This window comes from Alphaproteobacteria bacterium HT1-32 (assembly GCA_009649675.1).
GTDB lineage: Bacteria > Pseudomonadota > Alphaproteobacteria > Rhodospirillales > HT1-32 > HT1-32.
In genome coordinates, this window is sequence record WJPL01000001.1 from 565,951 (window position 1) to 588,778 (window position 22,828).

Below are 22,828 nucleotides of genomic sequence, written 5' to 3' on the forward strand. Positions count from 1 at the left end.
ACCGCGTCGCCGCTCACGACACCCGGCGACGGCGCGTGATGACAATGACGGCCAGTCCGATAACGATCATCGGCAGCGACAGCAACTGCCCCATGGTCGCCCCGGCAAACAGAAAGCCCAGATGAGCATCCGGCTGACGGAAGAATTCGACAATAAAACGGGCAACCCCGTATCCGGCAAGAAACACTCCACAGAGCGCCCCCGGCGTCTGGCGGATATCCGTGCTCCGGCGCAGCAGGAACATCAGCACGAACAGCACCGCCCCTTCCAGTACCGCTTCATACAGCTGGCTGGGATGACGCGGCAGCGGTCCCCCGTGCGGAAACACGACACCCCAGCTGGAATCCGTCACCCGGCCAAACAGCTCGCCATTGATGAAATTCGCGATACGCCCGAAGAACAGGCCAATCGGCGCCGCGCAGGCGATGGTGTCGCCAAAGGCCAGTGTGTTGATCTGGTGGCGGCGGCAAAACAGGATCGTCGCCACAATGACCCCCAGAAACCCGCCATGGAACGACATGCCCCCCTGCCAGACCATGAGAATTTCAGCCGGGTTCGAGAGATAATAGGCCGGTTTGTAAAACAGCACATAACCCAGCCGGCCGCCCAGAATCACCCCGAAAGTTGCCCAGACCAGAAAGTCATCGACCCGAACCTTGTCGACATTTGCCGGCGGCGTCGCGGCAATCCGGCGCACATACAGCCAGCCCAGAATCAGACCGGATATATAGGCCAGCGCATACCAGCGGATGGCAAACGGCCCGATGGAAAAGATAACGGGATCAATATCGGGGAAGGGCATAGGCTTCCTTGAACGGTAAGGGCTTAACGATACGGGTCGTCTTTGCTGAGGAAGTCGTTGACGTAACGCGCCACCCCGGCCTCAAGGCTGGTGAACTGACGGTCGTATCCGGCATCCCGCAGTTTGGTCATGTCAGCCTGAGTGTAATACTGATATTTGTCACGGATCGACTCTGGCGTATCGACAAATTCCAGATCAATCGGCTTGTCGAGTGCGCTGTAGACGGCCCGCGCCAGATCGGCGAAAGACCGGCACTGACCCGTACCGCAGTTGAACAGACCGCTGACCCTGGGATTATCCCACAGCCACATCATCACATCGACGCAATCGTCGACGCTGACGAAATCCCGCAGCTGACCACCATCCTCGTAATCCGGATGATGAGAGCGAAACAGCCGGGCCGGCGCGCCTTCGCTGGCCCGCGGGAACAGGTGCGCCACGACGCTTTTCTGCCCGCCCTTATGATATTCATTCGGGCCATAGACATTGAAGAACTTCAGCCCGGCCCATTGCGGCGGTGCCGCCTCGCCGCTTGCCAGCATCCGGGCCACCCGGCGATCGAACAGATGCTTCGACCAGCCGTAAGGATTCAGCGGCTGCAACTTCGCCAGTGCCTCGATGGAGGCATCATCGACAAACCCGGCCTCACCCCCGCCATAGGTCGCCGCTGACGAGGCATAGATCAGCCGCGTGCCATGCGCCACGCACCAGCGCCACAGCCGGCGCGTCAGGTCAAAATTGTTGCAGATGATCTTGTCGGCATCGGTCTCCGTCGTCGTGGAGATCGCGCCCATATGAAAGATGCCGTCAACTTCAGACGGATCGACATGATCCAGAAATGCCGGGAAATCGTCCGGGCTGACGATGTCCATCAGTTCCCGCTTCGCAACATTCCGCCACTTGTCGCCATCCCGCAGACGGTCGACCACCACCAGTTCATTCTCCCCCCGCGCCTCAAGCGCCGCCAGAATGTTCGAGCCAATAAAACCTGCGCCGCCGGTTACAATAATCATGAGCCTCAGTTCCTGTGGAGTGCGGGTGTCGGGTTATAGCTTTCAGAGGGTGGTAGGAGCAAGAAGAGCCAAACCATCCGTCCTGCATTATGGACTTCCCCTCCGCCCCGCCTCATACTCTGCCCATGCAATCGCAGAACAAGATTTTTGAGGATCTTTCGAGGGTGGCGTCGGGCGCCCTCGGGTCTTTTACCGGGTTGAAGCAGGAACTGGACGCGCTGGTCCGTGAGCGGCTGGAGCGGATTCTGGCTGACATGGACCTGGCGTCGCGGGAAGAGCTGGAGGTCGCACGGGCAATGGCGGCGAAAGCGCGGGATGAGCAGGAAACCCTGCTGACCCGAGTCGCGGAACTGGAGAATCGAGTCGCTGAACTCGAGTCCCGAAAAGAGTCAAGTCCGGCGAAAAAACCCGCCCGGAAAGCACCAAATACAAAAAAATCGACCTGATTCGGCAGATTCAAAAGTCGCGGAATTCTGCGGCCCCGAGTCCGGCCCGAGTCCCGCAGATTCCCTGCCTGTGGACAAGTTTTCAAATAGACAGTTGCACGCTGATTCCGGGCTATGGCAGCCTACGTCTAGTGTTGATCAGGCCTTACCGCCACAAGATGTCGGCTTCGCGGCAAAAACCCGCGAAGCCGGACTGATTCAGGGGGCTGACAACCGATGACCCGGAGCGGCGCAAGGGCGTGTCGCTGCCGTCGACACAGGGGAGCCACCGCGATGCAAGAACTGTCCATCTACGCCACCGAAACCCGGAACAACCCGCTCGATATTGTCGAACAGATTGTCCTGAGCAACGAATGGACCCACGAGCGCCGGAACGACAACGAACTGGCCGCCGAAGTTGCCGGGGGATGGTGTGACTACAGCATGTTCTTCTGCTGGCGCGAGGAACTGGAGACCATGCATTTCTCCTGCGCGCTGGACCTGAAGGTGCCACCGATGAAGCGCGGCGGCATCTCGGAACTGCTGATGGAAGTGAATGAAAAACTCTGGCTCGGCCATTTCGGGGTCTGGACGGAAGAGGGCGTGCCGATGTTCCGCCACTCGCTGATTCTGCGCGGCTCTGCCTGCACCAGTGTCGAGACCATCGAAGACCTGGTCGACACCGCCCTGTTCGAAAGCGACCGCTTCTTCCCGGCTTTCCAGTATGTCATCTGGGGCGGCAAGGACGCCCGCGAGGCCATCCAGCTTTCCCTGCTGGATGTCGCCGGACAAGCCTGAGGCGCAACCAATGAAACTGATCCTTGTCGGATGCGGCAAGATGGGCGGCGCCATGCTGGACGGGTGGCTCGCCAACGGCCTCACCCCGGCAGACGCATTTGTTGTCGAACCTTATGAGGGGGCGAAACTGCCGGCCGGCGTTACCCGTGTCAGCACCGCCAGCGAAATCGACCCCGCCTTCAAACCCGACTTTATCGTCTATGCCGTGAAGCCGCAGATGATGGATGACGTGGTTGCCGCTTACGGGCGTTATGAAGCGGCCTGCCATCTGTCGATCGCTGCCGGTAAATCCATTAGCTATTTCGAAACCCGGCTCGGTGGTTCGCCGGCTGTCGTCCGTGCCATGCCGAATACACCGGCGGCTGTCGGGCGGGGTATCACCGTCGCGGTTCCGAACAGCCGGGTCAGCCCGGCCCAGCAGACCACCAGTGACGAGCTGTTGTCGGCGGTCGGTGAAGTCGCCTGGATTACAGATGAAGCACAGATTGATGCTGTTACCGCCCTCTCTGGTGGCGGGCCTGCCTATGTGTTCCTGCTGATGGAAGTCATGGCCGCGGCCGGGGTTGCCTCGGGTCTGCCGGAAGACCTCGCCATGCGGCTGGCACGGGTCACGGTTTCCGGCTCGGGCGAGCTGGCACGACAGTCTGACGAGGCTGCATCACAACTGCGGATCAACGTCACCAGCCCCGGTGGCACCACCGCTGAAGCACTGAAAGTGCTGATGGATGAGACCACTGGCATCGGACCGGTGTTCGAGAAGGCGATTGCAGCGGCAACCCGCCGGTCCAGAGAACTGGATTGATTTAATTCAGTTAATTTTATTTAGAATTCCGAATTCGGAATGTCGGATGCCAAAACAACAGAAAACGGCGAACCCGGAGGGGGTCCGCCGCTGCTTCCGGCGTGGTACGTGCGTCTGATTGGGTGACGACGACCAGCTCAGCGTGTCAGGGGTTACGCCTGCCAGAAAATCTTTCTGCTTTCGGTGATCGCGTCTTTCCGGGTCAGCCCGACATCGGCGAGCATGCGGCTGTCCAGCGCGGCCATCTGACGGCGGCTGCGCGCACGGGCCATCACGAACTTTGCCTGATCAACGGCCTGCGTCAGAACGGCGGTGAAGTTCCCGAGTGACTGTGACTCTTTTAAAACCGTTGTGGTCATCTGCTTATCTCCTGGGTTGGCAGCCCGCTCGTCAGGGAAGGACAGTCCGGCTGCGTTCGTTGATGAATATGTAAGTCTGAAGCGGTTTTCCCACAAACGACCTTTGCTGATGCTTCGGATAACTTTTAATAATGAAATGTGATCTGATTTATGACAGCCTGAGAAAATGAAACATGCCCTGCCACCCCTGAACACACTGCGCGTCTTTGAGGCAGCAGCCCGCCATCTCAGCTTCACCCGCGCCGCGGAAGAACTGAATGTGACGCAGGCGGCGGTCAGCCATCAGATCAAGGCGCTGGAAGAACGGCTGGGCATCACCCTGTTCAAGCGCATGAACCGCGCCCTGATGCTGACCGATGCCGGCCAGGCCTATTACCCGGCAATCCGCGAGGCTATTGATGCAATCCGGCAGGCTACCGAGCGGCTGTATGAGCTGGAAAGTACCGGCACGCTGACGGTTACCATGCTGGCCTCCTTTGCCGCGAAATGGCTGGTTCCTCGTCTCGGCCGGTTCCGGGCGCGATGTCCGGATATTGATGTGCTGCTATCGACATCAAGCAAGCTAATCGATTTCCAGCGTGACGATGTCGATATCGGCATTCGCTATGGTGCCGGTGAATGGCCCAACATCATCTCGGAGAAACTGTTCAGCGAAGATCTGTTCCCGGTCTGCAGCCCGGCATTACTGGATGGTGCCATTCCCCTGCGGGAACCTGCTGACCTCGCCCATCACATGCTGCTGCAGGATGCGGGCATGGACTGGCGCACCTGGCTGATCGCTGCCGGTATCGGTGATGTCGAACTGCATTTCGGCACATCCTTCATCGATTCCAGCCTCGCCCTGCAGGCGGCCATGGCCGGTCAGGGTGTGGCACTGGGCCGGATGGCACTGGTCGCCGATGATCTGGCGGCAGGGCGGCTGGTCAGGCCGTTTCAGATATCGCTGCCGTCAAACTTTGCCTATTACATTGTCTGTTCCGTCCATACCGGCGAGTCCCCGAAGATCAAAGCCTTCTCGGACTGGCTGAAAGACGAGGCCCGGAATTACGAAAACGACCTGCAGGTCTATTCGATCTGAAAGGTCAGTTCTTCTGTTCGATCTTCGGTGCACAAATGAACCGGTTCTCCGCATCACGCAGGATGAAGTAATCTGTATAGGGTCCGGGGCAGCCACCTGCCGTCAGGTCATCGAGCACCGCCGTCACCCAGTCATCAAGATTGACCGGCCAGAGAATATCTGTCCCCTGCCATGTCTGAAGCAGCGCCTCCGGCGTTGTCACCCGCAGTGAGAATTTGCCCGGCACCGGACCCCAGTTATAGGCCGGGTCGATATCATAGTGGAAATATCCCTGCTCTGCGGCGCCGTCCCTTGTCCGGCGAATTGCCGCATCCCGGGCCAGATCAAGTTCGACATTATAGCCACCCTGCGCAATCAGCGTGACCCGTGGCCGGACCAGATTCCGGTCCTGAATCAGGCGGATCAGGTAGCGGGCCTCCCCGCGCACCTGATGGATCACCGCGCGCAGCTTCTCCGTTTCCAGAAACCGCGTGGTCGACTGGACATAGCTGCGGTCCATCTGCAACGCCAGGACCGTCAGGAAAACGATCACCGCAAAGCCGCAGGCAAAGCGGAACCGCTCGTTCTGCATGGCCCGGGCAGCGAAGCCCCGCCGCACCATCATGGCCCAGACCAGCAGGGCCAGAACAATGATTCCGCAGAAATGGATCAGCCGCAGGTTGGGACGGAAATAGCGGTCAAAGGATTGCAGGTGACCTGCATCCTCTGCATTCAGGCAACCGAGATAGGACAGATAAAGCGCAAAGCTGTAGCAGATCAGAAACGCCGCCATCGCCAGGGTCACCCAGCGCAACCGCCGGTCCAGCAGCCCGGCCAGCAATCCGGCGCCACCAATCAGCGTAACCGGCAGCTTGTAGCCGGCGAGATATGTCGCCGCCCCCTGCAGATACAGATCACGGGCAAAGATCGCATTTGTTGTCGAGAATGTTTCCGCCGGCGAGCCAAACAGGCTCAGCGGGCTCGCCAGACAATGTTCGCCGGTCTTCAGGACGGCCCAGCTGACATAGGCAACTGCCAGCGGTGACAGCATCATCGCCGCCCTGATGAAGGCCCTGGCTGACAGGCCGCCCTTCACGTCTCCACGGGACAACCAGACCCAGCCGAGCCAGATTATTCCCATGCTGGGCAGGACGCCGATCAGCGAGACCTTGAACAGATATCCAAAAGCCGCAAGCAGGCCGATCAGCAGGGCATGCCGGTCAGTCTCGCCGGGCTGGCGCAGACCATGCAGCCCGGTCATGAAGATTGCGGCCCAGACATAGATCATCGGCCGGTCGATCAGCAGGTCCGACGGATAGAGCACCCAGAGCGCCTCTGCCGACAGCAGGCTGAAGACAACCAGTGCGGCAAACAGACCGGGAAAACCGCTTTCCGGAAGATCACGCCGGCACCAGTCGCGAAGTAGGTCATAGACCGTGCCCATGACTGCCAGGTGCATGATGAAGGGAAGCGCCGAAGGGTGGCTGTCACTGAACGATCCCAGTATCAGACTGGGGAAGGCCAGCATCAGCGGCCAGCCATTCGGGTAACCGCCGAGATGGAAATCAACAAGGCCGGACCAGTAGGCATCGGCCAGGAATATCTGTTTGGCCAGTCGCAGCCAGCTCGCGATCTCATCTCCCGGATAGGACATATAATCCGGAAAGCGGTGCATTGACGCGACAAGCAGCATCACCAGTGTCAGCACCCAGACCGGATGACGCAGCGCCGGCATCAATGCCCGGCGGCTGTCACGCCCTCGTCCGATCAGCCAGAGAATACGTGCCACCCCGACCGCACCTGCCAGCGCGATGGCACGACTGATCAGTTCCAGAGAGATGCCCAGGATGACATTGCCGACATAAAGCAGAAGCTGAATGGCAATCAGAACCAGCAGGCAGCGCAGGCCAAACCAGTCCTGTCGGTTCTTTGTCAGGCCCGGCATAAAAGTCGCCGCGCCAAACATGATTCCGGTCAACAGCAGCAAACTCATCCGTCAGCACCATTCAGGCATAAAATACAAGGTGACGGTCGGATATCACTCATCCGCCGCAGCGTCCACCAGCCGGTGACTTTCAGGACAGATCGGAAAGTCAGTCCTGTGCCGCGTCACATATCTGCCGGCAGAGATCAAGGTCCGGGTTTCGCGCCTCGATATGGGCGTAAAGACTGAGATGGTGAAGCCAGGTCGGGAACCGCCGGACTTCCACCTCACGAAAGATCAGGTGGAGCACTTCCAGTATTTCCGGTGCGGTATTCACATGCTCGAAGGCCATATGTTCCGACCAGTCCAGACCGGTCTTCAGCCGAAAAGCGAGGCCCGTCGAAATCCGCCAAGACAAGCCCCACAGAAAACCGCCTTCACTGGGAATGCCCGACAGAAACACGCCGCCCGGTTTCAGGCGAAGGGCCGCAGCCGCAACGACTTCCGGCAGATGGGTCAGATGTTCCAATGTGGCAATCGAGAACACCCGGTCATAAGTCCGTTCCGCCGGAATATCCGCAATATCCGCATACATGTCCCGGACATGCTTCAGAACCGGTTTACCCTGATAAAGCTCGGCAAAGGGTTCAACCGCATCGTAAGGCGCATCGGCAGCCGGTATTTCATGCCGGAAATGATTCAGCGTCCCGGCGCCGATTTCCAGCGTCTCCCCCGGAACATCGGACAGAATGATCTGACGATGCATCCAGCCTTCGAGTGCATTGGAAATAACCGACAGGAAGGTCTCGCGCTCCCGGTTCTTGCGTAACTCCAGCTTGTGGATTTCCGCCATCCGGGGGCTTAGCTCAGGTCGCACCTTCGGGTAACGTGACAGAACATCCGACAGGCCAGCTTTCACCTTCTCATCGTCGATCAAATGTGTATCTGAACTCATGACCAGCAGTTGGCGCCCTGATATCGCGCGCAACCGCTACCATCGCGGTTACTTATCGCATAATCGGGTGATAATCCGATTGTGCGATAGTTTCCAGCCCCGTCTCCCTGTTTCGGGTCACTCAACCCGTTTCAGATCGGCCTCGATACCCCGCAACGGCTTGCCGTCACGTACCCGGCTGAAAGACAGATGCATCCCGGTTTCCGTCAGACGACGTTTATAAGCCAGCATGTCGTATCCGCCATCATCACGAACCACCAGTGCGTACATGGTCATCGACTCACCCTTGATCTGGACCCAGCTGTAAGGCTCACCTTTCATGGGATCGACCGGCACATAACCACCGAAAGCATTCGGCTTCACCGCAGAGCGGTAAATCCCCGGACGTTCTGTCTTCACAAACCAGACCGAATAGGCACGCTCCTTCTCCCGGCCATCAGATTTCAGGATGCGGGCCGCCCAGTTGACCCGGAAGCCGCGCTTCTCCTCGACAATCTCGACCGTCAGATCGCGTTCGCCTTCTTCGGTATCCACATGGCCCTCGAATTTACCGAGAAACGGCGAGAACATGTCAGCTCTTGCCGTCTGAACCGAAACCAGACCGGAGAGGGCGATTGCCAGAGAAAGCAAAACCCAGTGCCGATAATCGGCCATTGCTCTTACATTCATATCCGCCAGACCTCAGTCATTGTTCCCTGTACTCTATATTGTATTCGGGAACCGTCGATGTAAGCCCCATCAGAATTGCGTGAGCAGCCGATGACCCACCACAAGTCAGTTGGAATCACCCCGGACACCGGAACGCCAGTCTTTCAGGAACTGCCGTTTTTTCAGCCGATCAAGTCCAACGAGCAGCGAGGGCGTAAAGGCTATCGGACGAAAGGCCGACTTCAGACCTGCTTTCGATGCCGCCGCTTTCGCCGTCCCGTCGGTCTTGCTGACGATCAGACCCGCCTCCTTGAGAAACTGCCGGCCTTCCGGAGACAGTGCGTAATCAATAAATGCTTTCGCCAGGTCCGCTGCCGCCGCCCCTCTCGGCACCAGCGCCGCCCGCGACAAAACCAGAGTATAATCATCGGGGGCGACAATACCGATCCGTGGGTCGCTGGCAGCCCGGGCCAGCGCGTAAGACCCCAACATGTTATAGGCCAGCAGGAACCGGCCCTCAGCCACTCCATCGATGATTTCTGCCGAACAGCAGGCCTCATAGACATCATTGCGTCCGAAGGCCTCAATCAACCTGCCGTAGGTTGTAGCTGCCTGCGAATCAGCAAACGCGAACAGATAGCCAACGCCTGCCTGTTCAATGTCATAGGTTGCAACCCGGCCCTGAAAGCGCCCGCCCGGACGACGTAGTAAATCAATCAGGTCAAACCGTGATGCAGGCACAGTCTCCGGCGGCATCAGTTCCCGGTTGTAGATGATGACGGCCAGTTCCCGGGTCAGCCCGAATATCTCGTTACGCCAGCTTGCCCAGTCCGGCGCCTTCTCTGTAAAGACAGACTGATGAGACTGCGCACAACCGTCATTCACCAGTTTGAACTGCTGGTCGATGGAAGAACTGATCAACAGATCAGCCGAGGCCCGCCCCTCACTACAGGCCCGGTCCGCCAGTTCAAAGATGTCATTCGTTGACCGCTGTTCATAGCGCAGGGATACCAGTGGATAACGGGCGGAAAAGCCTTCAAGTATGGGGGTAAAAGGCCCGACATCAGTTGATCCGTGAATAACAAAGCTGTTCGTCGCCCCGTCTTCATCTGCTCCGAACACAGCAACCGCTTCCTGTCCCTGCGCCAAACCGGAAAGCCGGATCAGCAACAGCAGGCTGATCAGGCTAGTCCGGAACAAAGAGACCATCGTCATGCTGCATCATCCTGAATCGGTGGAAAGGTAAGCGACACGGTGAAATGGCCATCTGTGTTGTGACTCAAAACCAGCTCGCCACCATGTGCTTCTGCAACAGAGCTGACAATCGCAAGACCGAGACCAGCGCCGTCTGGCGTCGTGCCACTGGTTTTACTGAACCGGCGACCGATATCTGCCCAGTCCGGTTCTGCTATGCCACTCCCCCGGTCGGTAACAGCGATTGTTGCCGGCAGGGAGACCGACAGGGTTACAGGAGGCTTGCCGTACCGATAGGCGTTATTGACCAGATTCTTCGTCGCCTCAACGAGGCTGAGTTCATCGCCCATGACCACGACCTGTTCTTCCGGCAAATCAAGGCGCATCTGCTCTCCTCCTGCCGAATGATCGTGATCTACTTCCGCTGCAACCCGGATTGCGACCTGTCGCAAGTCAACCTGCTGTCGTGGCACCGCATCGGCACGATGGGTAATCAGTGCCTGATTAAGCATCTGATCTGTCAGTCTGCTCAGACCAACAGAGCGTCGGTGAATGCGCCGGACAATCTCTCGCAAATGTTCCGTGTCGCTTTCTTCTGTCGCCAGTTCAGCCTGTGCCCGCAGGGCCGCAACTGGCGTCCGAAGCTGATGCGTTGCGTCGGCGATCAGGCCCTGCATCACGGTTACCCGGCGGGACAACCGCCCCATGAAGCGATCAATTGCTTCAACCATCGTGGCAACCTCACGGGGGGCCGCAACGTCAAGTGGCGTCAGGTCAAGCGGATCGCGCTGCAACAAGGCCCGTTCAATCCGTTCCAGCGGGTTCAGTGCTGTCCGGACAGCAACAAAAGTCAGCAGAACCAGCACCAGACCGGCAACACCGACAATGATCAGGGCATTACGGGTAATGTCCCAGGCCAGATCAGACCGCGATAATGTTGTCTGCGCAACAATAGCCAGCAATTCGCCAGAGAAAGCCTGCTCAACAAAGACCCTGCGCTTGGCTGCCAGCCGGATTTCTTCCCCCCGGTAAACGCCATCGTAGAAAACCGCGTCTTCGCTGACGACGGACGGCGGGGGCAGATTGTCATACCCGGTCAGGGTTTCCCCATTCGCATTCAGTACCCGGTAAAACACACGGTCATTCGGGGCCAGCGCCATCATTTCAAAGGCGGACACCGGTACATCAACCTGCAGTCCGCCACCAGTAACCGAAATTGAATCCGCCATTTCGAAAACCGCACCGGCCAGCAACTTGTCGAAGGCTTCCTCCGCGGCCTGCCGGCCATAAGCCAGCGCCGCCAGGGTCACACCGACACCACCCGCGATCAGAATCATCGCGATCGTCCAGGCCAGTCGCCGGGCGATGGATCCTTTACTTCTCATCGTCGACATTCAGCTGATAGCCCAGACCGCGAAGTGTGCGGATGGAAACATCCGAATCTGCGATCTTGCGGCGCAGCCGGGCGACATAGACCTCAACCGCATTGAGGCCGACATTCTCGTCATCAAAAGTGAAAAGGCTTTCGAAAATCCGCTCCTTCGACAGAACACGTCCCCGGTTTGCCATCAGCACTTCGAGCAACGCAAACTCCCGGCGTTTCAGCGTCAGCATCGCCCCGGCCAATAAGGCAACACGGCCCGCCGGGTCGATCTGAAGATCACCATAGGTAATGACAGATGAACGCTCATCGCCGCCTCGCCGCAACAGGGCGCGGGCGCGAGCTTCAAGTTCCCGCAGGTCAAAAGGCTTCATCAGGTAATCATCAGCACCAATATCGAGTGCCTCAATCCGGTCCTCGACCTCCAGCCGGGCCGTCAGCATCAGGACAGGTGATGCGATCTTCCGGGTACGAATGTCACGCAACAGATCAATTCCCGAGCCATCCGGCAGGTTGATGTCGAGAATAATCAGATCATAGACCTGAACGGCAAGCGCATCCTCTGCCGAACAGCAATCCCGTGCATGATCGACGGCATGACCTGAACGGGCGAAGACCGATACAACAGCGTCGGCAACATCATCGGTATCTTCGACGAGCAGCAATCGCATTTCCGACCTTCATCTCCCTGACGACCCGTTGATCCAGTCTCGCACTGTTTCCCCCGCGCGAAAACGACCGAATGCGCCATGTTTGCCCCGAAACAATGCCCGGTTCAGGAAGATCACGACTTTCTCAGGTTTTGACAGGCTGATGACAGGTTCAGCCCATAGCTTCCAACAGGCTTGGCCGGGAACAGCCCTGCCATGCTCAACAAAAAAAGTACCAGAGTCGGGAGAGACATCTATGCAGACTTTCAGAATATCACGACGCCTTGTCATTGCTGCAGCTGCTGCTGTTACCATGATCGGCACAGGCGCACAGGCCGCCGACCAGATGGTTGACTCCATTCACTTCATTATCCCGGGCGGCGCCGGCGGTGGCTGGGACGGAACAGCACGTGGCACCGGAGAAGCCCTGACCAAATCAGGCCTCGTCGGTACAGCCTCCTACGAAAACATGTCCGGCGGCGGCGGCGGCAAGGCAATTGCCTATATGATCGAAAACGCCAAATCGAACGAAGGTTCGCTGATGGTCAATTCGACACCGATCGTCATCCGGTCACTGACCAAGGTGTTCCCGCAGAGCTTCCGCGACCTGACGCTGATCGCCGGAACCATCGGTGACTATGCAGCCTTCGTCACCAACAAGGACAGCGAGATCAAGACCTTCTCTGACCTTGTTGCGGCTTATAAGGCAGATCCGAGAGCCGTTGCCATTGGTGGCGGTTCAGTGCCAGGCGGCATGGATCATCTCGTCGCAGCAATGGCGATGGAAGCTGCCGGTGAAGATTCCACCAAGGTAAAGTACATTCCCTATGATGCGGGTGGTAAAGCCATGGCGGCGCTGCTCTCCGGCGAAATCAAGGCTTTGTCGACAGGCTTCTCAGAGGCTGTGGCACTTGCCAATGCCGGCGAGGTCAACATCATCGGTGTCACCGCACCGGCCCGTGTCGATGCTTACAAGGATGCACCGACACTGAAGGAACAGGGCGTCGATGCGGAGTTCGTGAACTGGCGCGGTTTCTTTGCAGCACCGGGGCTGCCCGCAGACAAGGCGGATGCCTATCGCAAAACCATTGCGGCAATGTACGACACCAAAGAATGGGAAGAAGTCCGGGCCCGTAATGGCTGGGTCAATATCCACAATTCAGGCGATGATTTCCGCGCTTTCCTCGAAAAGCAGGAAAAGCAGATCGGCGACCTGATGAAAAAGCTGGGCTTCCTCTGAGAGGAAACAGTCAGGGGCAACTCCACTGAGTTGCCCCTGAGATTGTCGTTACACACTGTCATTCCGGGCCTCGCTGCCCGGAATGACAGTGAATTCTGTGACTGAAAATGGCCGAATGAGCCACGTCACCACAAAACCAGATACTTGATCTTGAATTGCCAGGTCACAACCGGGGGGAAATGACATGCGGCTCGATAAATGGATAGCGGTCCTCTTTCTCGTCGGAGGGATGATCTATGGTTACGCGGCGTGGAATTATCCGCTGCTGCCATTTGAACGAAACATGTCGTTCCTGCCCAATACCTTTCCGATAGCCCTCGCTGCTCTCGCCATCATCCTTTCACTTGTCATTCTGATCACCCCGGCACCTTCCGGGAACGGAGAAGAAGATGTGCTCGGCGGTATCGATATAACCCGGCTCCGTGACTACAAGATCGGCCAGGCTTCCATGCTTATCGGTGGCATGATTCTGTATGCGCTGGCCCTGCGGCCAGTCGGCTTTCTGACCGCCACCACCCTGTTTCTGGTCGTTACCGGCTGGATACTGGGAGAACGCAAACTTCATATCATGATCCCGGTCGCCCTGATCGGAGCCGGTGCCATCTGGTTGCTGGTTGACGAGGTGCTGGGAATTTTCCTCCGCCCTTTCCCCTCATTCCTCGTATAAGGGAGGGACAGAAAAATGCTCGACGGACTGATGCTCGGCCTCGGGGCCGCATTCTCGCTGCAAAACCTGTTCATGGTCGTGGCAGGTTGTCTTATCGGCACCTTCATCGGCATGCTGCCCGGACTGGGGCCAATGTCGATCATCGCCATCATGATCCCGGTCGCCATCAAGATCGGTGATCCTTCTTCGGCGCTGATTCTGCTGGCGGGTGTCTATTACGGTGCCATCTTCGGCGGCTCGACTTCCTCCATCCTGATCAACGCGCCGGGTGTCGCCGGAACAGTTGCCACCTCTTTTGACGGCTATCCCATGGCCCGGCAGGGAAAGGCGGGCAAAGCACTGACCATTGCCGCCATCGCCTCGTTCTCGGGCGGCACCATTGGCGCGATCCTGCTGATGGGGTTTGCCCCTGCCCTGTCGTCCGTCGCGCTGCTGTTCCATTCCGCAGAATATTTCGCCCTGATGGTGGTTGGCCTGTCTGCCATCGCCGCCTTTGCCGGGCCGGGCAAAGTTGCCAAGGCGCTGATGATGACCGTTCTCGGGCTCATCCTCGCGACCGTCGGCGAATCAGCCCTGTTCAACGCCCCACGTTTTACGATGGGCCTGATTGACCTGCAGTCCGGCTTCTCCTTCATTACCCTGGCCATGGCACTGTTCGCGCTGCCGGAAGCAATGTATCTGGTCCTCGATCCTTCCCGCGGCGCCAGCAAGGAAAGCAGCGAGATCAGGGATTTGCGCATTACGCGCGCGGAGGCAAAAGCCATTGCACCGGTGATCGGACGTCAGTCGATACAGGGCTTCCTGATCGGTGTCATGCCGGGAGCCGGGGCGACCATTGCCTCTTTCCTCGGCTATGCAGTCGAACGCAATATTGCCAAAGGTGCAGAGCAGGCAGAATTCGGCAAAGGCTCGATCAAGGGCCTTGCCGCACCGGAATCCGCCAACAATGCCGCCTGCACCGGATCGTTCGTTCCCCTGCTGACACTCGGCATCCCCGGTTCCGGCACAACTGCGATCCTGCTCGGCGCGCTGATTGCGCTGAACGTACAGCCCGGCCCCCGTCTGATGATCGACAACCCGGATATCTTCTGGGCAGTCATCATCTCAATGTATATCGGGAACGTGGTGCTGCTGATCCTCAACCTGCCATTGATCCCCTATATCGCGAAGCTCCTGACCATCCCTCGCACCTATCTGATTCCGTTCATTCTGTTCTTCACCATGATCGGCGCCTATATCGGTCAGAACAATGCGACGGAGTTGCTGATTCTGGTCGGCATGGGTGTTGGGGCGACAATCCTGCGCTTCGCCAACTATCCGCTGGCACCGCTGCTGATCGGCTTCATCCTCGGCGGCATGCTGGAGAATAACTTCGCCCGTTCGGTCAATCTCGCCGATGGTCTGTCCTTCATGTATGAACGCCCGATGACGCTGACCCTGCTGGCAGTCGGTGCTGCCCTGATCATCCTGCCGGTCTGGCGTCGCCGTCGCGCCCTCAATCGCGGCCTGATTCAGGGAGACTGAGACCGACAGGCCGTACGCTCATCCTTGTCTGTTGCATCTATGCGATGGGCAAGGTGGCGGACAGGTGGTTAAATCGCACTGCTGCCCCTGATCCATTGGACAATCACTGCGTGGTTTGCTAAATCACCCCGGTCCCCGTCGGCGGCGCACCCCGGCGTGGCAACTCATAATATCGTCGGAAATTTTATGGAGGAAGGCAGATGGCCATCACAGGTCGGGACAGCCTCAAAACGCGCCGCACACTGACCGTCAAGGGTCAGGAATTCGATTACTTCAGTCTGAAAGCCGCCGAGGAAACCCTCGGCGATGTCTCCAGACTCCCTGTTTCCATGAAAGTGCTGCTGGAAAACCTGCTGCGCTATGAAGATGGACGCACGGTTTCGGTTGATGACGTCAAGGCGGTTGCCGCCTGGCAGAAAGACCGTACCAGCAACCATGAAATCGCCTACCGCCCGGCCCGCGTGCTGATGCAGGACTTCACCGGCGTTCCCGCCGTGGTCGACCTCGCTGCCATGCGCCAGCAGATGGCGAAGATGGGTGGCGATCCGGACAAGATCAATCCGCTGTCGACCTGTAACCTGGTCATCGATCACTCGGTCATGGTTGACGATGCCGGTCATGCCTCGTCACTCGGCAAGAACATCGAGCTGGAATTCTCCCGCAATGCCGAGCGCTATACCTTCCTGAAATGGGGCCAGACCGCCTTTGACAACTTTACCGTTGTCCCGCCGGGAACCGGTATCTGCCATCAGGTGAACCTGGAATATCTCGCGAAGTCCGTCTGGACCCAGAAAGACAGCGACGGCCGCATGATCGCCATGCCGGATACACTGGTCGGCACCGATTCCCACACCACCATGGTCAACGCGCTTGCCGTCCTCGGCTGGGGCGTCGGCGGTATCGAAGCGGAAGCCGCCATGCTCGGCCAGCCGATCTCGATGGTGATTCCGGAAGTCGTCGGCTTCAAGATGACCGGCAAGCTGAAAGAAGGCACCACCGCCACCGATCTGGTGCTGATGGTCGTCAAGATGCTCCGTGAAAAGGGCGTTGTCGGCAAGTTCGTCGAATTCTACGGTCCGGCACTGGATACCCTGCCGATTGCCGATAAGGCGACGATCTCCAACATGGCACCGGAATATGGTGCGACCTGCGGTTTCTTCCCGATCGACAAGCAGACGCTGACCTATCTCAGCTTCACCGGTCGTGACGATGAAACTGTTGCCCTCGTTGAAGCCTATGCCCGCGAGCAGGGCTTCTGGCGTGAAGCGGATACGCCGGATCCGGTGTTCACCGCGTCGATGGAACTCGACATCTCGACGATTGAGCCGTCGATTTCCGGCCCGAAGCGTCCGCAGGACCATATTGCGCTCTCGAATGCGGTCAACAGCTTCACCGGCACGCTGAAAAGCATGCAGAAGCTTGATGCCCCGCGCAGCGTCGATGTGGCCAATGCAAACTACCAGATGACCGATGGCAATGTTGTCATCGCCGCCATCACCTCCTGCACCAACACCTCCAACCCGTCAGTACTGGTTGCCGCCGGTCTGGTTGCGCGTAATGCGCTGGCCAAGGGCATGACGGTAAAGCCGTGGGTCAAAACCTCACTGGCACCGGGTTCTCAGGTCGTTGCTGATTATCTGGAGAAAGCCGGTCTGCAGGACCCGCTTGATGCACTCGGCTTCAACATTGTCGGCTTCGGCTGCACCACCTGTATCGGCAACTCCGGTCCGCTGAAGCAGGAAATCGGTGACGCCATCGACGACAATGATCTGCTGGTCGCCAGCGTGCTGTCCGGTAACCGGAACTTTGAAGGCCGGGTCCATCAGCAGGTTCGCTCGAACTATCTGGCATCACCGCCGCTGGTTGTCGCCTATGCGCTGGCCGGCTCAATGTATGTCGATCTGTTCAAGGATCCGCTGGGTCAGGACAAGGACGGCAATGACGTTTACATGAAGGACATCTGGCCCTCGAATCAGGAAATTGCCGATACCATCGCGCAGTGCCTGACCCCGGCCATGTTCCGTGAGCGTTATGACAACGTCTATGAAGGCCCGAAAGAGTGGCAGAGCATCGGTGTTTCCGGTGGTGGTCTGTTTGAATGGGAAGAAAACTCAACCTACGTCAAACATCCTCCCTACTTCGAAAACATGGCTGCAGAGCCTGGCGTCGCGGCCGACATTCATGGTGCCCGCCCGCTGCTGATCCTGGGTGATTCCATCACCACCGATCACATCAGCCCGGCTGGTGCCATCAAGAAGGAAAGCCCGGCCGGTGATTACCTGCTGAGCTATCAGATCCGCCCGAACGACTTCAATTCCTATGGTTCGCGCCGTGGTAACCATGAAGTCATGATGCGCGGCACCTTTGCCAATATCCGGATCAAGAATGAAATGCTGCCGGGTGTCGAAGGCGGCTATTCCAAGCATTATCCGTCAGGCGAAGAAGGCGCAGTCTACGACATCGCCATGAAGTACAAGGAAGAAGGCACGCCGCTGATGATCGTCGGCGGCAAGGAATATGGCTCCGGTTCGTCCCGTGACTGGGCGGCCAAGGGCACCTTCCTGCTGGGCGTCAAGGCTGTCATCGTCGAAAGCTTCGAGCGTATCCATCGTTCCAATCTGGTCCAGATGGGCGTCATGCCGTTGCAGTTCAAAGACGGCCAGAACCGCGAGAACCTGAAGCTTGATGGTACGGAAGTCTGGGACATCACCGGTCTTGAAGGCGGTATCAAGCCGCGTATGGACGTGCCGGCGAAGATCACCCGGGCTGACGGCTCAACTGAAAATGTTACCCTGCTCTGCCGCATCGATACGCTGGACGAAGTGGATTACTACCTCCATGGCGGCATCCTGCAGTACGTGCTGCGCAAGATGATGAGTGAAGCCGCCTAAGTCCGGCCAAACCTCAGACGAAAAGAAACCCCCGGCGGCAACGCCGGGGGTTTTTGTTTGGGCCGGGCCCGCTCAGGAACTGGCGGTCATCCATTCTGGATATGACCCAGGAATTTTTCCACTTCAGCTGTCAGGTTATCTGTCTGCGCCGCCAGATTACGCACAGCATCATCAATCTGAACAGACGCGGCAGAAGTTTCGGAAATCGCTCCTGTCACACCGCGGATGCTTTCGGAGACAATGTTGGTTCCTGCGGCAGCCTGTTCGATGTTGGCAGCGATCTCTCCTGTTGCGGCACCTTGTTCCTCGACCGCTGATGCTACTGAAACGGAGATTTCGTTAATGCGGCTGATCGTTTCGCTGATGCCGGAAATGGCTTCTGCGGATCTCTGCGTCGCCTCCTGAATACCGGCAATCTGCTGACTGATTTGTTCTGTCGCTTTGCCCGTTTGATTCGCAAGGTTTTTCACTTCGCTCGCCACAACAGCAAACCCCTTCCCGGCATCACCGGCACGGGCAGCCTCAATCGTCGCATTCAGCGCCAGCAGATTGGTCTGCTCGGCAATGTCGGTAATCAGGCTGACAACATCACCAATTTTATCAGCTGCATTGGTCAGGCCCTGTACCATTTCAGTTGTTCGCCGGACCTCACCCATGGCACTGGCAGCGATTTCCGTCGACACTGTCACCTGGCGGCTGATCTCGTTGATCGAGCTCGAAAGCTCTTCAGCTGCGGCAGCGACCGTCTGAACATTCACCGCGGCGTCCTGTGCTGCTGTGGCAACAGCTGTTGCCTGTTCATCTGCATTCTGTGTCGCACCGGACATTGTGGCGGAAGAGTTGGTCATGATACGGGCAGATTCAGCCACGTTGTTGACCACTCCCCCCACACTGTCCCTGAAGTTATCTCCGAGACGGCGCATCGTCGCCACTCTCTCTGCTTCTGCCTGCTGCCTCTCGACCTCGCGCTGTTCACCCAGCCTGCGGATTTCGATAGCATTGACCTTGAAGACCTGTACAGCCTCCGCCATACGACCAATTTCGTCACGCTTGCCGATGCCGGGAATTTCAACGCTGTCGTCACCATCTACCAGCCGCTTCATTGAAGCGGTCATACTGCTGACGCCGGTGACAATATCACGGCCAAGAATAAACAGCGCTGCTGCCAGAACGACAAGAGCAACGGCATAGGCTGTAATGCCAATCGTCCGGGCACCATCGAGAGTATTACCAACATCTTTGATGGACTGCGTGAAACGGGAGGAAAGATAGCTCTCATACTCGTTCAGAGCCTCCTGCATTCCTTCACCATAAGTGTCGATCACATCATCAATACGGGCAAACTCTTCAATCGGAGCATTACGGACGATCAATTCCGCCAGATCGACCTGAATACCTGCAGCAAGCGGATCAATTTTTTCAATAATCGATGTGATTTTCTCCCGACCCTCCGACGTTTCCGCCAGAGTCAGAAGTTGGTTGCCATTGCTCTGAAGGGTACTGATGCTCGCGGCAATAACTTCCTTGCGCTCGGGCTGAATGCTGCCTTCTTCCTTGTCGATAATGGAATCCATTGCAGCCAGAACCATTTCCAGATTCGCAATTTTCATCTCGCTGGTGAGCGTTACCTGCTGATTTAGCGACTCACTTTCCGTGACAGAATCGCCAACCCGGGCACCGGTGAAAAAGGAAATTCCCTGCAGTGATGTCAGTGCTATCGCCGACAGGATTCCAATAAGAATGATTTTACTTCGAATGGACCAGATCATGCCATTTCCCCTCAGATTGAACGCAGACAGATACAAGAAACGAAATTCACACGAAATCAGTGTTTGTACGTAACCGTGCAGCAATCTTCTGAGAACCAAGCATCCCCTTCAAAGTATCCGTATCTGCGCCATTTTCTGTTACATCCACGCACTGAATGAAGAAATTTACGCAATTCCATCGTCTCTTTGGCCTTCGTTCAGCAAAGCGTGATCGGAACAGGTGCAGATTTTCTGTCACGGGTTCCGTTTTCGGGATTAAGCTTCTGTAATGACAAATATTGTGACGGGGTTTGCTGACAAACGGGCGGAACCTGACCGCTCCCCTTCGAAAGGGCTCTCCGGGCCTTTTCAGGATAACCTCCTGTTGTCACTGACCAGACTATCCATCACTGCGATAGTCGCGGGGTTGCTTTGCATCTCACCTGTCGCCGCCCAGCAGCAGGCTGTGGATCTGGAGCTGTTTCTGGCGATAGATGTCTCCGGTTCCGTCGATGAGGAGGAGGCCCGCCTGCAACGGGCTGGCTACGTCTCCGCCTTTCTCGACGAAGAAGTACAGCAGGTCATCACCGGCGGCATGCTCGGGCGGATTGCGGTCACCTACACGGAATGGGCGGGCAGTCATTTCGTTCGCCAGATCGTCGACTGGACATTGATCGAAAAACCGGAAGATGCGGCGGCCTTTGCCGCTCAGCTCAGCGCCTCCAGCCCCGGCTGGGGAACCTGGACCTCCATCTCCAACATCATCGATACGGCCATCCCGTCATTCGAAAACAACGGTTTTTCCGGATCGCGGATGGTGATCGATGTTTCAGGCGATGGCCCCAACAATGACGGGCGCATGATCGTCAGTTCCCGCGATGTCGCCGTCAACAAAGGCATGACCATCAACGGACTGCCCATCATCAACGGTCGCCCCGGCCCCTATGGCAGCGCCCAGATGGCCAATCTGGATGATTATTACGAGGATTGCGTCATCGGCGGCATCGGTGCGTTCATAGTCGTTGCCAACGGCTTTGAAGATTTTGGTCGTGCCATCCGCCGCAAACTGGTGCTGGAAATCGCCGGCCTGGAACCAGAGGAACCGGCCCGACGCCGGGTAAACAGCTATATCCGCGGCCAGTCAGACTGCCTGATCGGGGAACGAATTCTGCAACAGCGCCGCCGTGACCGGGAATTCGACAACTAACCGTCAGAAAAATTCCAGACCGGGCCAGCCTCGCCGGTTTCCTGTGGTTCAATCACCCTTATCCGTTCACGCAAGCCGCCGGCATCCGGTTCACGCTCAATGGCCAGCAAGGTCCCCTCATCATGTTCGCCCGCCATCAGGGTGGCGTCCTCGATCTCCCCGCGGGCGGCTTCCATCGCCGTCAGGACATCCGGCGCGCCCAGTTCCGCCACCAGCTGCGCCGCCAGCTGCCGGCAGGCCAGTTCCAGTCCTTCCGGATCGACATCAACGACCTGAACAAAGGTTGAGAAACCGAAGCTTGCAACACCCAGCCAGCCACTGGCATAGGCAATCTTCACCTGTCCTTCGATCTTCTCTGCATCAACATCGCTGAACAGAAAGCTGCCGGTAACCGCATATTCACCCGGCTCTGCCGCCAGCGGAAAAGCTCCGAGGTCGCTTTCATCAAGACGGATCGTTCGCAACAGTTTCATCAGACACTCAATACATCAGGGACAGTTTCATTAACCTGATCTTAGAGCCCGGGGGAGCACAAACAACTGTCTTTCGGGGGATTGTTCATGGCGGCAAGATTACGTCGACGCATCCATCTGTTGCTGGAGAATACGGACCAGCGCAATCTCTGGGGACGGCGTTTGCAGAGCGCCCTGATCGCCCTGATTCTCATTAATGTTTTCTGCGTCATCTTTGAATCCGAACCCAGCATCTATGCTGACTATTCGGATGCCTTCACCCTCATCGAGATTCTCTCCGTTCTGATTTTCACGGCTGAATATGCTGCACGGGTCTGGATCTCGGTTGAAGGCACGAAGGCCCGGTCTGCCAGACCACTGAAGACCCGGCTGCGTTATATGCTGACTCCGATGGCGCTGATCGACCTGGCTTCCATCCTGCCGTTCTGGCTGCAGTTCATCACCGGTGTTGATCTGCGCGTGCTGCGGGCATTGCGTCTGCTGCGGATTTTCAAGCTGACCCGCTATGCGCCGGTGGTCAGCCTGTTTCTTGATGTGCTGCGGGAAGAGGCGGAATCCATCGCCGCAGCATTGTTCCTGCTGCTGGTGCTCATGATGGTCTCCTCCAGCCTGATGTTTCTGGCCGAGCATCAGGCCCAGCCTGAATCCTTCTCGACCATTCCGAAAACCATGTGGTGGGCCGTTGTCACCCTGACCACCGTCGGCTATGGCGATGTCGTGCCGATTACGGCTGCCGGCAAGATCATTGCCGGGGTTTCAACGATTCTTGGTGTCGGTATGGTTGCCCTGCCAACCGGTATCCTGCTGGCCGGATTGCAGGACCAGATTCATCGCCGTCGCGAAGCCTTCCGCAAGCGTGTAAACCGCATGATGATGGTCGGGGAGTTATCGGCGCGGAAGCGGGCCCAGCTGGAGAAACTGCGGGAGGAACTCGGCGTCGATGAAGATGTCGCCGCAGAAATTCTGTCACGCCTGAAGGCCGAGGAGGACCGTGTCTGTCCACATTGCGGGAAACCGGCGAAACTCAAAACCATCCCTGACGCTGACGACATTCCATAGAAAAAGGGCGG

The 22,828-nt window shown here is 57.7% G+C and carries 20 protein-coding genes and 1 pseudogene; 10 read left to right on the forward strand and 11 right to left on the reverse strand.

The window, feature by feature from the left end; genetic code table 11:
- Positions 1 to 13: 13 nt before the first annotated feature.
- Positions 14 to 802, reverse strand: coding sequence for a prolipoprotein diacylglyceryl transferase (locus tag GH722_02640; GenBank protein MRG70653.1), 789 nt, complete (start codon positions 800 to 802; stop codon positions 14 to 16).
- 23 nt (positions 803 to 825) lie between these two features.
- Complete coding sequence (rfaD, locus tag GH722_02645; protein MRG70654.1) at positions 826 to 1,815, reverse strand: ADP-glyceromanno-heptose 6-epimerase; 990 nt, start codon at positions 1,813 to 1,815, stop codon at positions 826 to 828.
- A 125-nt stretch (positions 1,816 to 1,940) separates the two neighbouring features.
- On the opposite strand from rfaD, the gene GH722_02650 reads away from it, so the two are divergent.
- From GH722_02650 to GH722_02660, 3 genes are all read left to right on the forward strand, one after another.
- A complete protein-coding gene (locus GH722_02650) occupies positions 1,941 to 2,261 on the forward strand; it encodes an accessory factor UbiK family protein (protein MRG70655.1) in 321 nt (106 codons plus the stop codon).
- A 273-nt stretch (positions 2,262 to 2,534) separates the two neighbouring features.
- Complete coding sequence (locus GH722_02655; GenBank protein MRG70656.1) at positions 2,535 to 3,038, forward strand: hypothetical protein; 504 nt, start codon at positions 2,535 to 2,537, stop codon at positions 3,036 to 3,038.
- On the forward strand, positions 3,019 to 3,840 hold the full coding sequence (locus GH722_02660; protein MRG70657.1) for a pyrroline-5-carboxylate reductase: 822 nt from the start codon (positions 3,019 to 3,021) through the stop codon (positions 3,838 to 3,840). Before GH722_02655 ends, GH722_02660 begins: the two co-directional genes overlap by 20 nt.
- A gap of 152 nt (positions 3,841 to 3,992) precedes the next feature.
- Here the strand turns inward: GH722_02660 and GH722_02665 are convergent, their stop codons facing one another.
- Positions 3,993 to 4,112, reverse strand: coding sequence for a DUF1127 domain-containing protein (locus tag GH722_02665; protein MRG70658.1), 120 nt, complete (start codon positions 4,110 to 4,112; stop codon positions 3,993 to 3,995).
- A 253-nt stretch (positions 4,113 to 4,365) separates the two neighbouring features.
- On the opposite strand from GH722_02665, the gene gcvA reads away from it, so the two are divergent.
- Positions 4,366 to 5,277, forward strand: coding sequence for a transcriptional regulator GcvA (gene gcvA / locus GH722_02670; protein ID MRG70659.1), 912 nt, complete (start codon positions 4,366 to 4,368; stop codon positions 5,275 to 5,277).
- A 4-nt stretch (positions 5,278 to 5,281) separates the two neighbouring features.
- Here gcvA and GH722_02675 read toward each other — a convergent pair whose 3' ends face one another.
- From GH722_02675 to GH722_02700, 6 genes and pseudogenes are all read right to left on the reverse strand, one after another.
- The gene (locus GH722_02675; GenBank protein MRG70660.1) at positions 5,282 to 7,249 is read right to left on the reverse strand and encodes a hypothetical protein; all 1,968 of its coding nucleotides are present in this window, start codon (positions 7,247 to 7,249) and stop codon (positions 5,282 to 5,284) included.
- Positions 7,250 to 7,616: 367 nt separating this feature from the next.
- Positions 7,617 to 7,862: pseudogene (locus GH722_02680) on the reverse strand (methyltransferase domain-containing protein).
- A 390-nt stretch (positions 7,863 to 8,252) separates the two neighbouring features.
- Positions 8,253 to 8,804 (reverse strand): hypothetical protein, encoded by a 552-nt coding sequence (locus GH722_02685; protein ID MRG70661.1) that lies wholly within the window; start codon positions 8,802 to 8,804, stop codon positions 8,253 to 8,255.
- Between the two features lie 105 nt (positions 8,805 to 8,909).
- The gene (locus GH722_02690; GenBank protein MRG70662.1) at positions 8,910 to 9,992 is read right to left on the reverse strand and encodes an extracellular solute-binding protein; all 1,083 of its coding nucleotides are present in this window, start codon (positions 9,990 to 9,992) and stop codon (positions 8,910 to 8,912) included.
- Positions 9,993 to 9,994: 2 nt separating this feature from the next.
- Positions 9,995 to 11,371, reverse strand: coding sequence for a HAMP domain-containing protein (locus GH722_02695; GenBank protein MRG70663.1), 1,377 nt, complete (start codon positions 11,369 to 11,371; stop codon positions 9,995 to 9,997).
- Positions 11,352 to 12,029 (reverse strand): response regulator, encoded by a 678-nt coding sequence (locus GH722_02700; protein ID MRG70664.1) that lies wholly within the window; start codon positions 12,027 to 12,029, stop codon positions 11,352 to 11,354. The genes GH722_02695 and GH722_02700 overlap by 20 nt, the downstream gene beginning before the upstream one ends.
- 235 nt (positions 12,030 to 12,264) lie before the next feature.
- Between GH722_02700 and GH722_02705 the strand changes: the two genes are divergently transcribed.
- The 4 genes from GH722_02705 (at position 12,265) to acnA (ending at position 18,330) form a co-directional block, all read left to right on the forward strand.
- On the forward strand, positions 12,265 to 13,248 hold the full coding sequence (locus GH722_02705; protein ID MRG70665.1) for a tripartite tricarboxylate transporter substrate binding protein: 984 nt from the start codon (positions 12,265 to 12,267) through the stop codon (positions 13,246 to 13,248).
- A 184-nt stretch (positions 13,249 to 13,432) separates the two neighbouring features.
- Positions 13,433 to 13,915, forward strand: a complete 483-nt coding sequence (locus tag GH722_02710; GenBank protein MRG70666.1) for a tripartite tricarboxylate transporter TctB family protein — start codon at positions 13,433 to 13,435, stop codon at positions 13,913 to 13,915.
- Positions 13,916 to 13,930: 15 nt separating this feature from the next.
- Positions 13,931 to 15,439, forward strand: coding sequence for a tripartite tricarboxylate transporter permease (locus tag GH722_02715; GenBank protein MRG70667.1), 1,509 nt, complete (start codon positions 13,931 to 13,933; stop codon positions 15,437 to 15,439).
- A 200-nt stretch (positions 15,440 to 15,639) separates the two neighbouring features.
- The gene (gene acnA, locus GH722_02720; GenBank protein ID MRG70668.1) at positions 15,640 to 18,330 is read left to right on the forward strand and encodes an aconitate hydratase AcnA; all 2,691 of its coding nucleotides are present in this window, start codon (positions 15,640 to 15,642) and stop codon (positions 18,328 to 18,330) included.
- Between the two features lie 86 nt (positions 18,331 to 18,416).
- Here the strand turns inward: acnA and GH722_02725 are convergent, their stop codons facing one another.
- Positions 18,417 to 20,099, reverse strand: a complete 1,683-nt coding sequence (locus tag GH722_02725) for a HAMP domain-containing protein (GenBank protein MRG70669.1) — start codon at positions 20,097 to 20,099, stop codon at positions 18,417 to 18,419.
- 268 nt (positions 20,100 to 20,367) lie between these two features.
- Here GH722_02725 and GH722_02730 point away from each other — a divergent pair, with 268 nt between their 5' ends.
- Positions 20,368 to 21,285: a DUF1194 domain-containing protein gene (locus tag GH722_02730; protein ID MRG70670.1), complete on the forward strand. Its 918-nt coding sequence runs from the start codon at positions 20,368 to 20,370 to the stop codon at positions 21,283 to 21,285.
- Here the strand turns inward: GH722_02730 and GH722_02735 are convergent.
- Positions 21,282 to 21,758 (reverse strand): hypothetical protein, encoded by a 477-nt coding sequence (locus tag GH722_02735; GenBank protein ID MRG70671.1) that lies wholly within the window; start codon positions 21,756 to 21,758, stop codon positions 21,282 to 21,284. The two genes, GH722_02730 and GH722_02735, sit on opposite strands and share 4 nt — an antisense overlap.
- 87 nt (positions 21,759 to 21,845) lie before the next feature.
- Between GH722_02735 and GH722_02740 the strand changes: the two genes are divergently transcribed.
- A complete protein-coding gene (locus tag GH722_02740; GenBank protein ID MRG70672.1) occupies positions 21,846 to 22,817 on the forward strand; it encodes an ion transporter in 972 nt (323 codons plus the stop codon).
- Positions 22,818 to 22,828: the final 11 nt, after the last annotated feature.

Bases quoted from the DNA above. Each gene is read 5' to 3' on its own strand.
- GH722_02685 (MRG70661.1), bottom strand. From the start codon at position 8,804: ATGAATGTAAGAGCAATGGCCGATTATCGGCACTGGGTTTTGCTTTCT.
- GH722_02660 (MRG70657.1), top strand. From the start codon at position 3,019: ATGTCGCCGGACAAGCCTGAGGCGCAACCAATGAAACTGATCCTTGTC.
- GH722_02730 (MRG70670.1), top strand. From the start codon at position 20,368: ATGACAAATATTGTGACGGGGTTTGCTGACAAACGGGCGGAACCTGAC.
- GH722_02675 (MRG70660.1), bottom strand. From the start codon at position 7,249: ATGAGTTTGCTGCTGTTGACCGGAATCATGTTTGGCGCGGCGACTTTT.
- GH722_02650 (MRG70655.1), top strand. From the start codon at position 1,941: ATGCAATCGCAGAACAAGATTTTTGAGGATCTTTCGAGGGTGGCGTCG.
- acnA (MRG70668.1), top strand. From the start codon at position 15,640: ATGGCCATCACAGGTCGGGACAGCCTCAAAACGCGCCGCACACTGACC.
- GH722_02690 (MRG70662.1), bottom strand. From the start codon at position 9,992: ATGGTCTCTTTGTTCCGGACTAGCCTGATCAGCCTGCTGTTGCTGATC.
- gcvA (MRG70659.1), top strand. From the start codon at position 4,366: ATGAAACATGCCCTGCCACCCCTGAACACACTGCGCGTCTTTGAGGCA.
- GH722_02740 (MRG70672.1), top strand. From the start codon at position 21,846: ATGGCGGCAAGATTACGTCGACGCATCCATCTGTTGCTGGAGAATACG.
- GH722_02640 (MRG70653.1), bottom strand. From the start codon at position 802: ATGCCCTTCCCCGATATTGATCCCGTTATCTTTTCCATCGGGCCGTTT.
- GH722_02705 (MRG70665.1), top strand. From the start codon at position 12,265: ATGCAGACTTTCAGAATATCACGACGCCTTGTCATTGCTGCAGCTGCT.
- GH722_02665 (MRG70658.1), bottom strand. From the start codon at position 4,112: ATGGCCCGTGCGCGCAGCCGCCGTCAGATGGCCGCGCTGGACAGCCGC.
- GH722_02725 (MRG70669.1), bottom strand. From the start codon at position 20,099: ATGATCTGGTCCATTCGAAGTAAAATCATTCTTATTGGAATCCTGTCG.
- GH722_02695 (MRG70663.1), bottom strand. From the start codon at position 11,371: ATGTCGACGATGAGAAGTAAAGGATCCATCGCCCGGCGACTGGCCTGG.
- GH722_02700 (MRG70664.1), bottom strand. From the start codon at position 12,029: ATGCGATTGCTGCTCGTCGAAGATACCGATGATGTTGCCGACGCTGTT.
- GH722_02710 (MRG70666.1), top strand. From the start codon at position 13,433: ATGCGGCTCGATAAATGGATAGCGGTCCTCTTTCTCGTCGGAGGGATG.
- GH722_02655 (MRG70656.1), top strand. From the start codon at position 2,535: ATGCAAGAACTGTCCATCTACGCCACCGAAACCCGGAACAACCCGCTC.
- GH722_02735 (MRG70671.1), bottom strand. From the start codon at position 21,758: ATGAAACTGTTGCGAACGATCCGTCTTGATGAAAGCGACCTCGGAGCT.
- GH722_02715 (MRG70667.1), top strand. From the start codon at position 13,931: ATGCTCGACGGACTGATGCTCGGCCTCGGGGCCGCATTCTCGCTGCAA.
- rfaD (MRG70654.1), bottom strand. From the start codon at position 1,815: ATGATTATTGTAACCGGCGGCGCAGGTTTTATTGGCTCGAACATTCTG.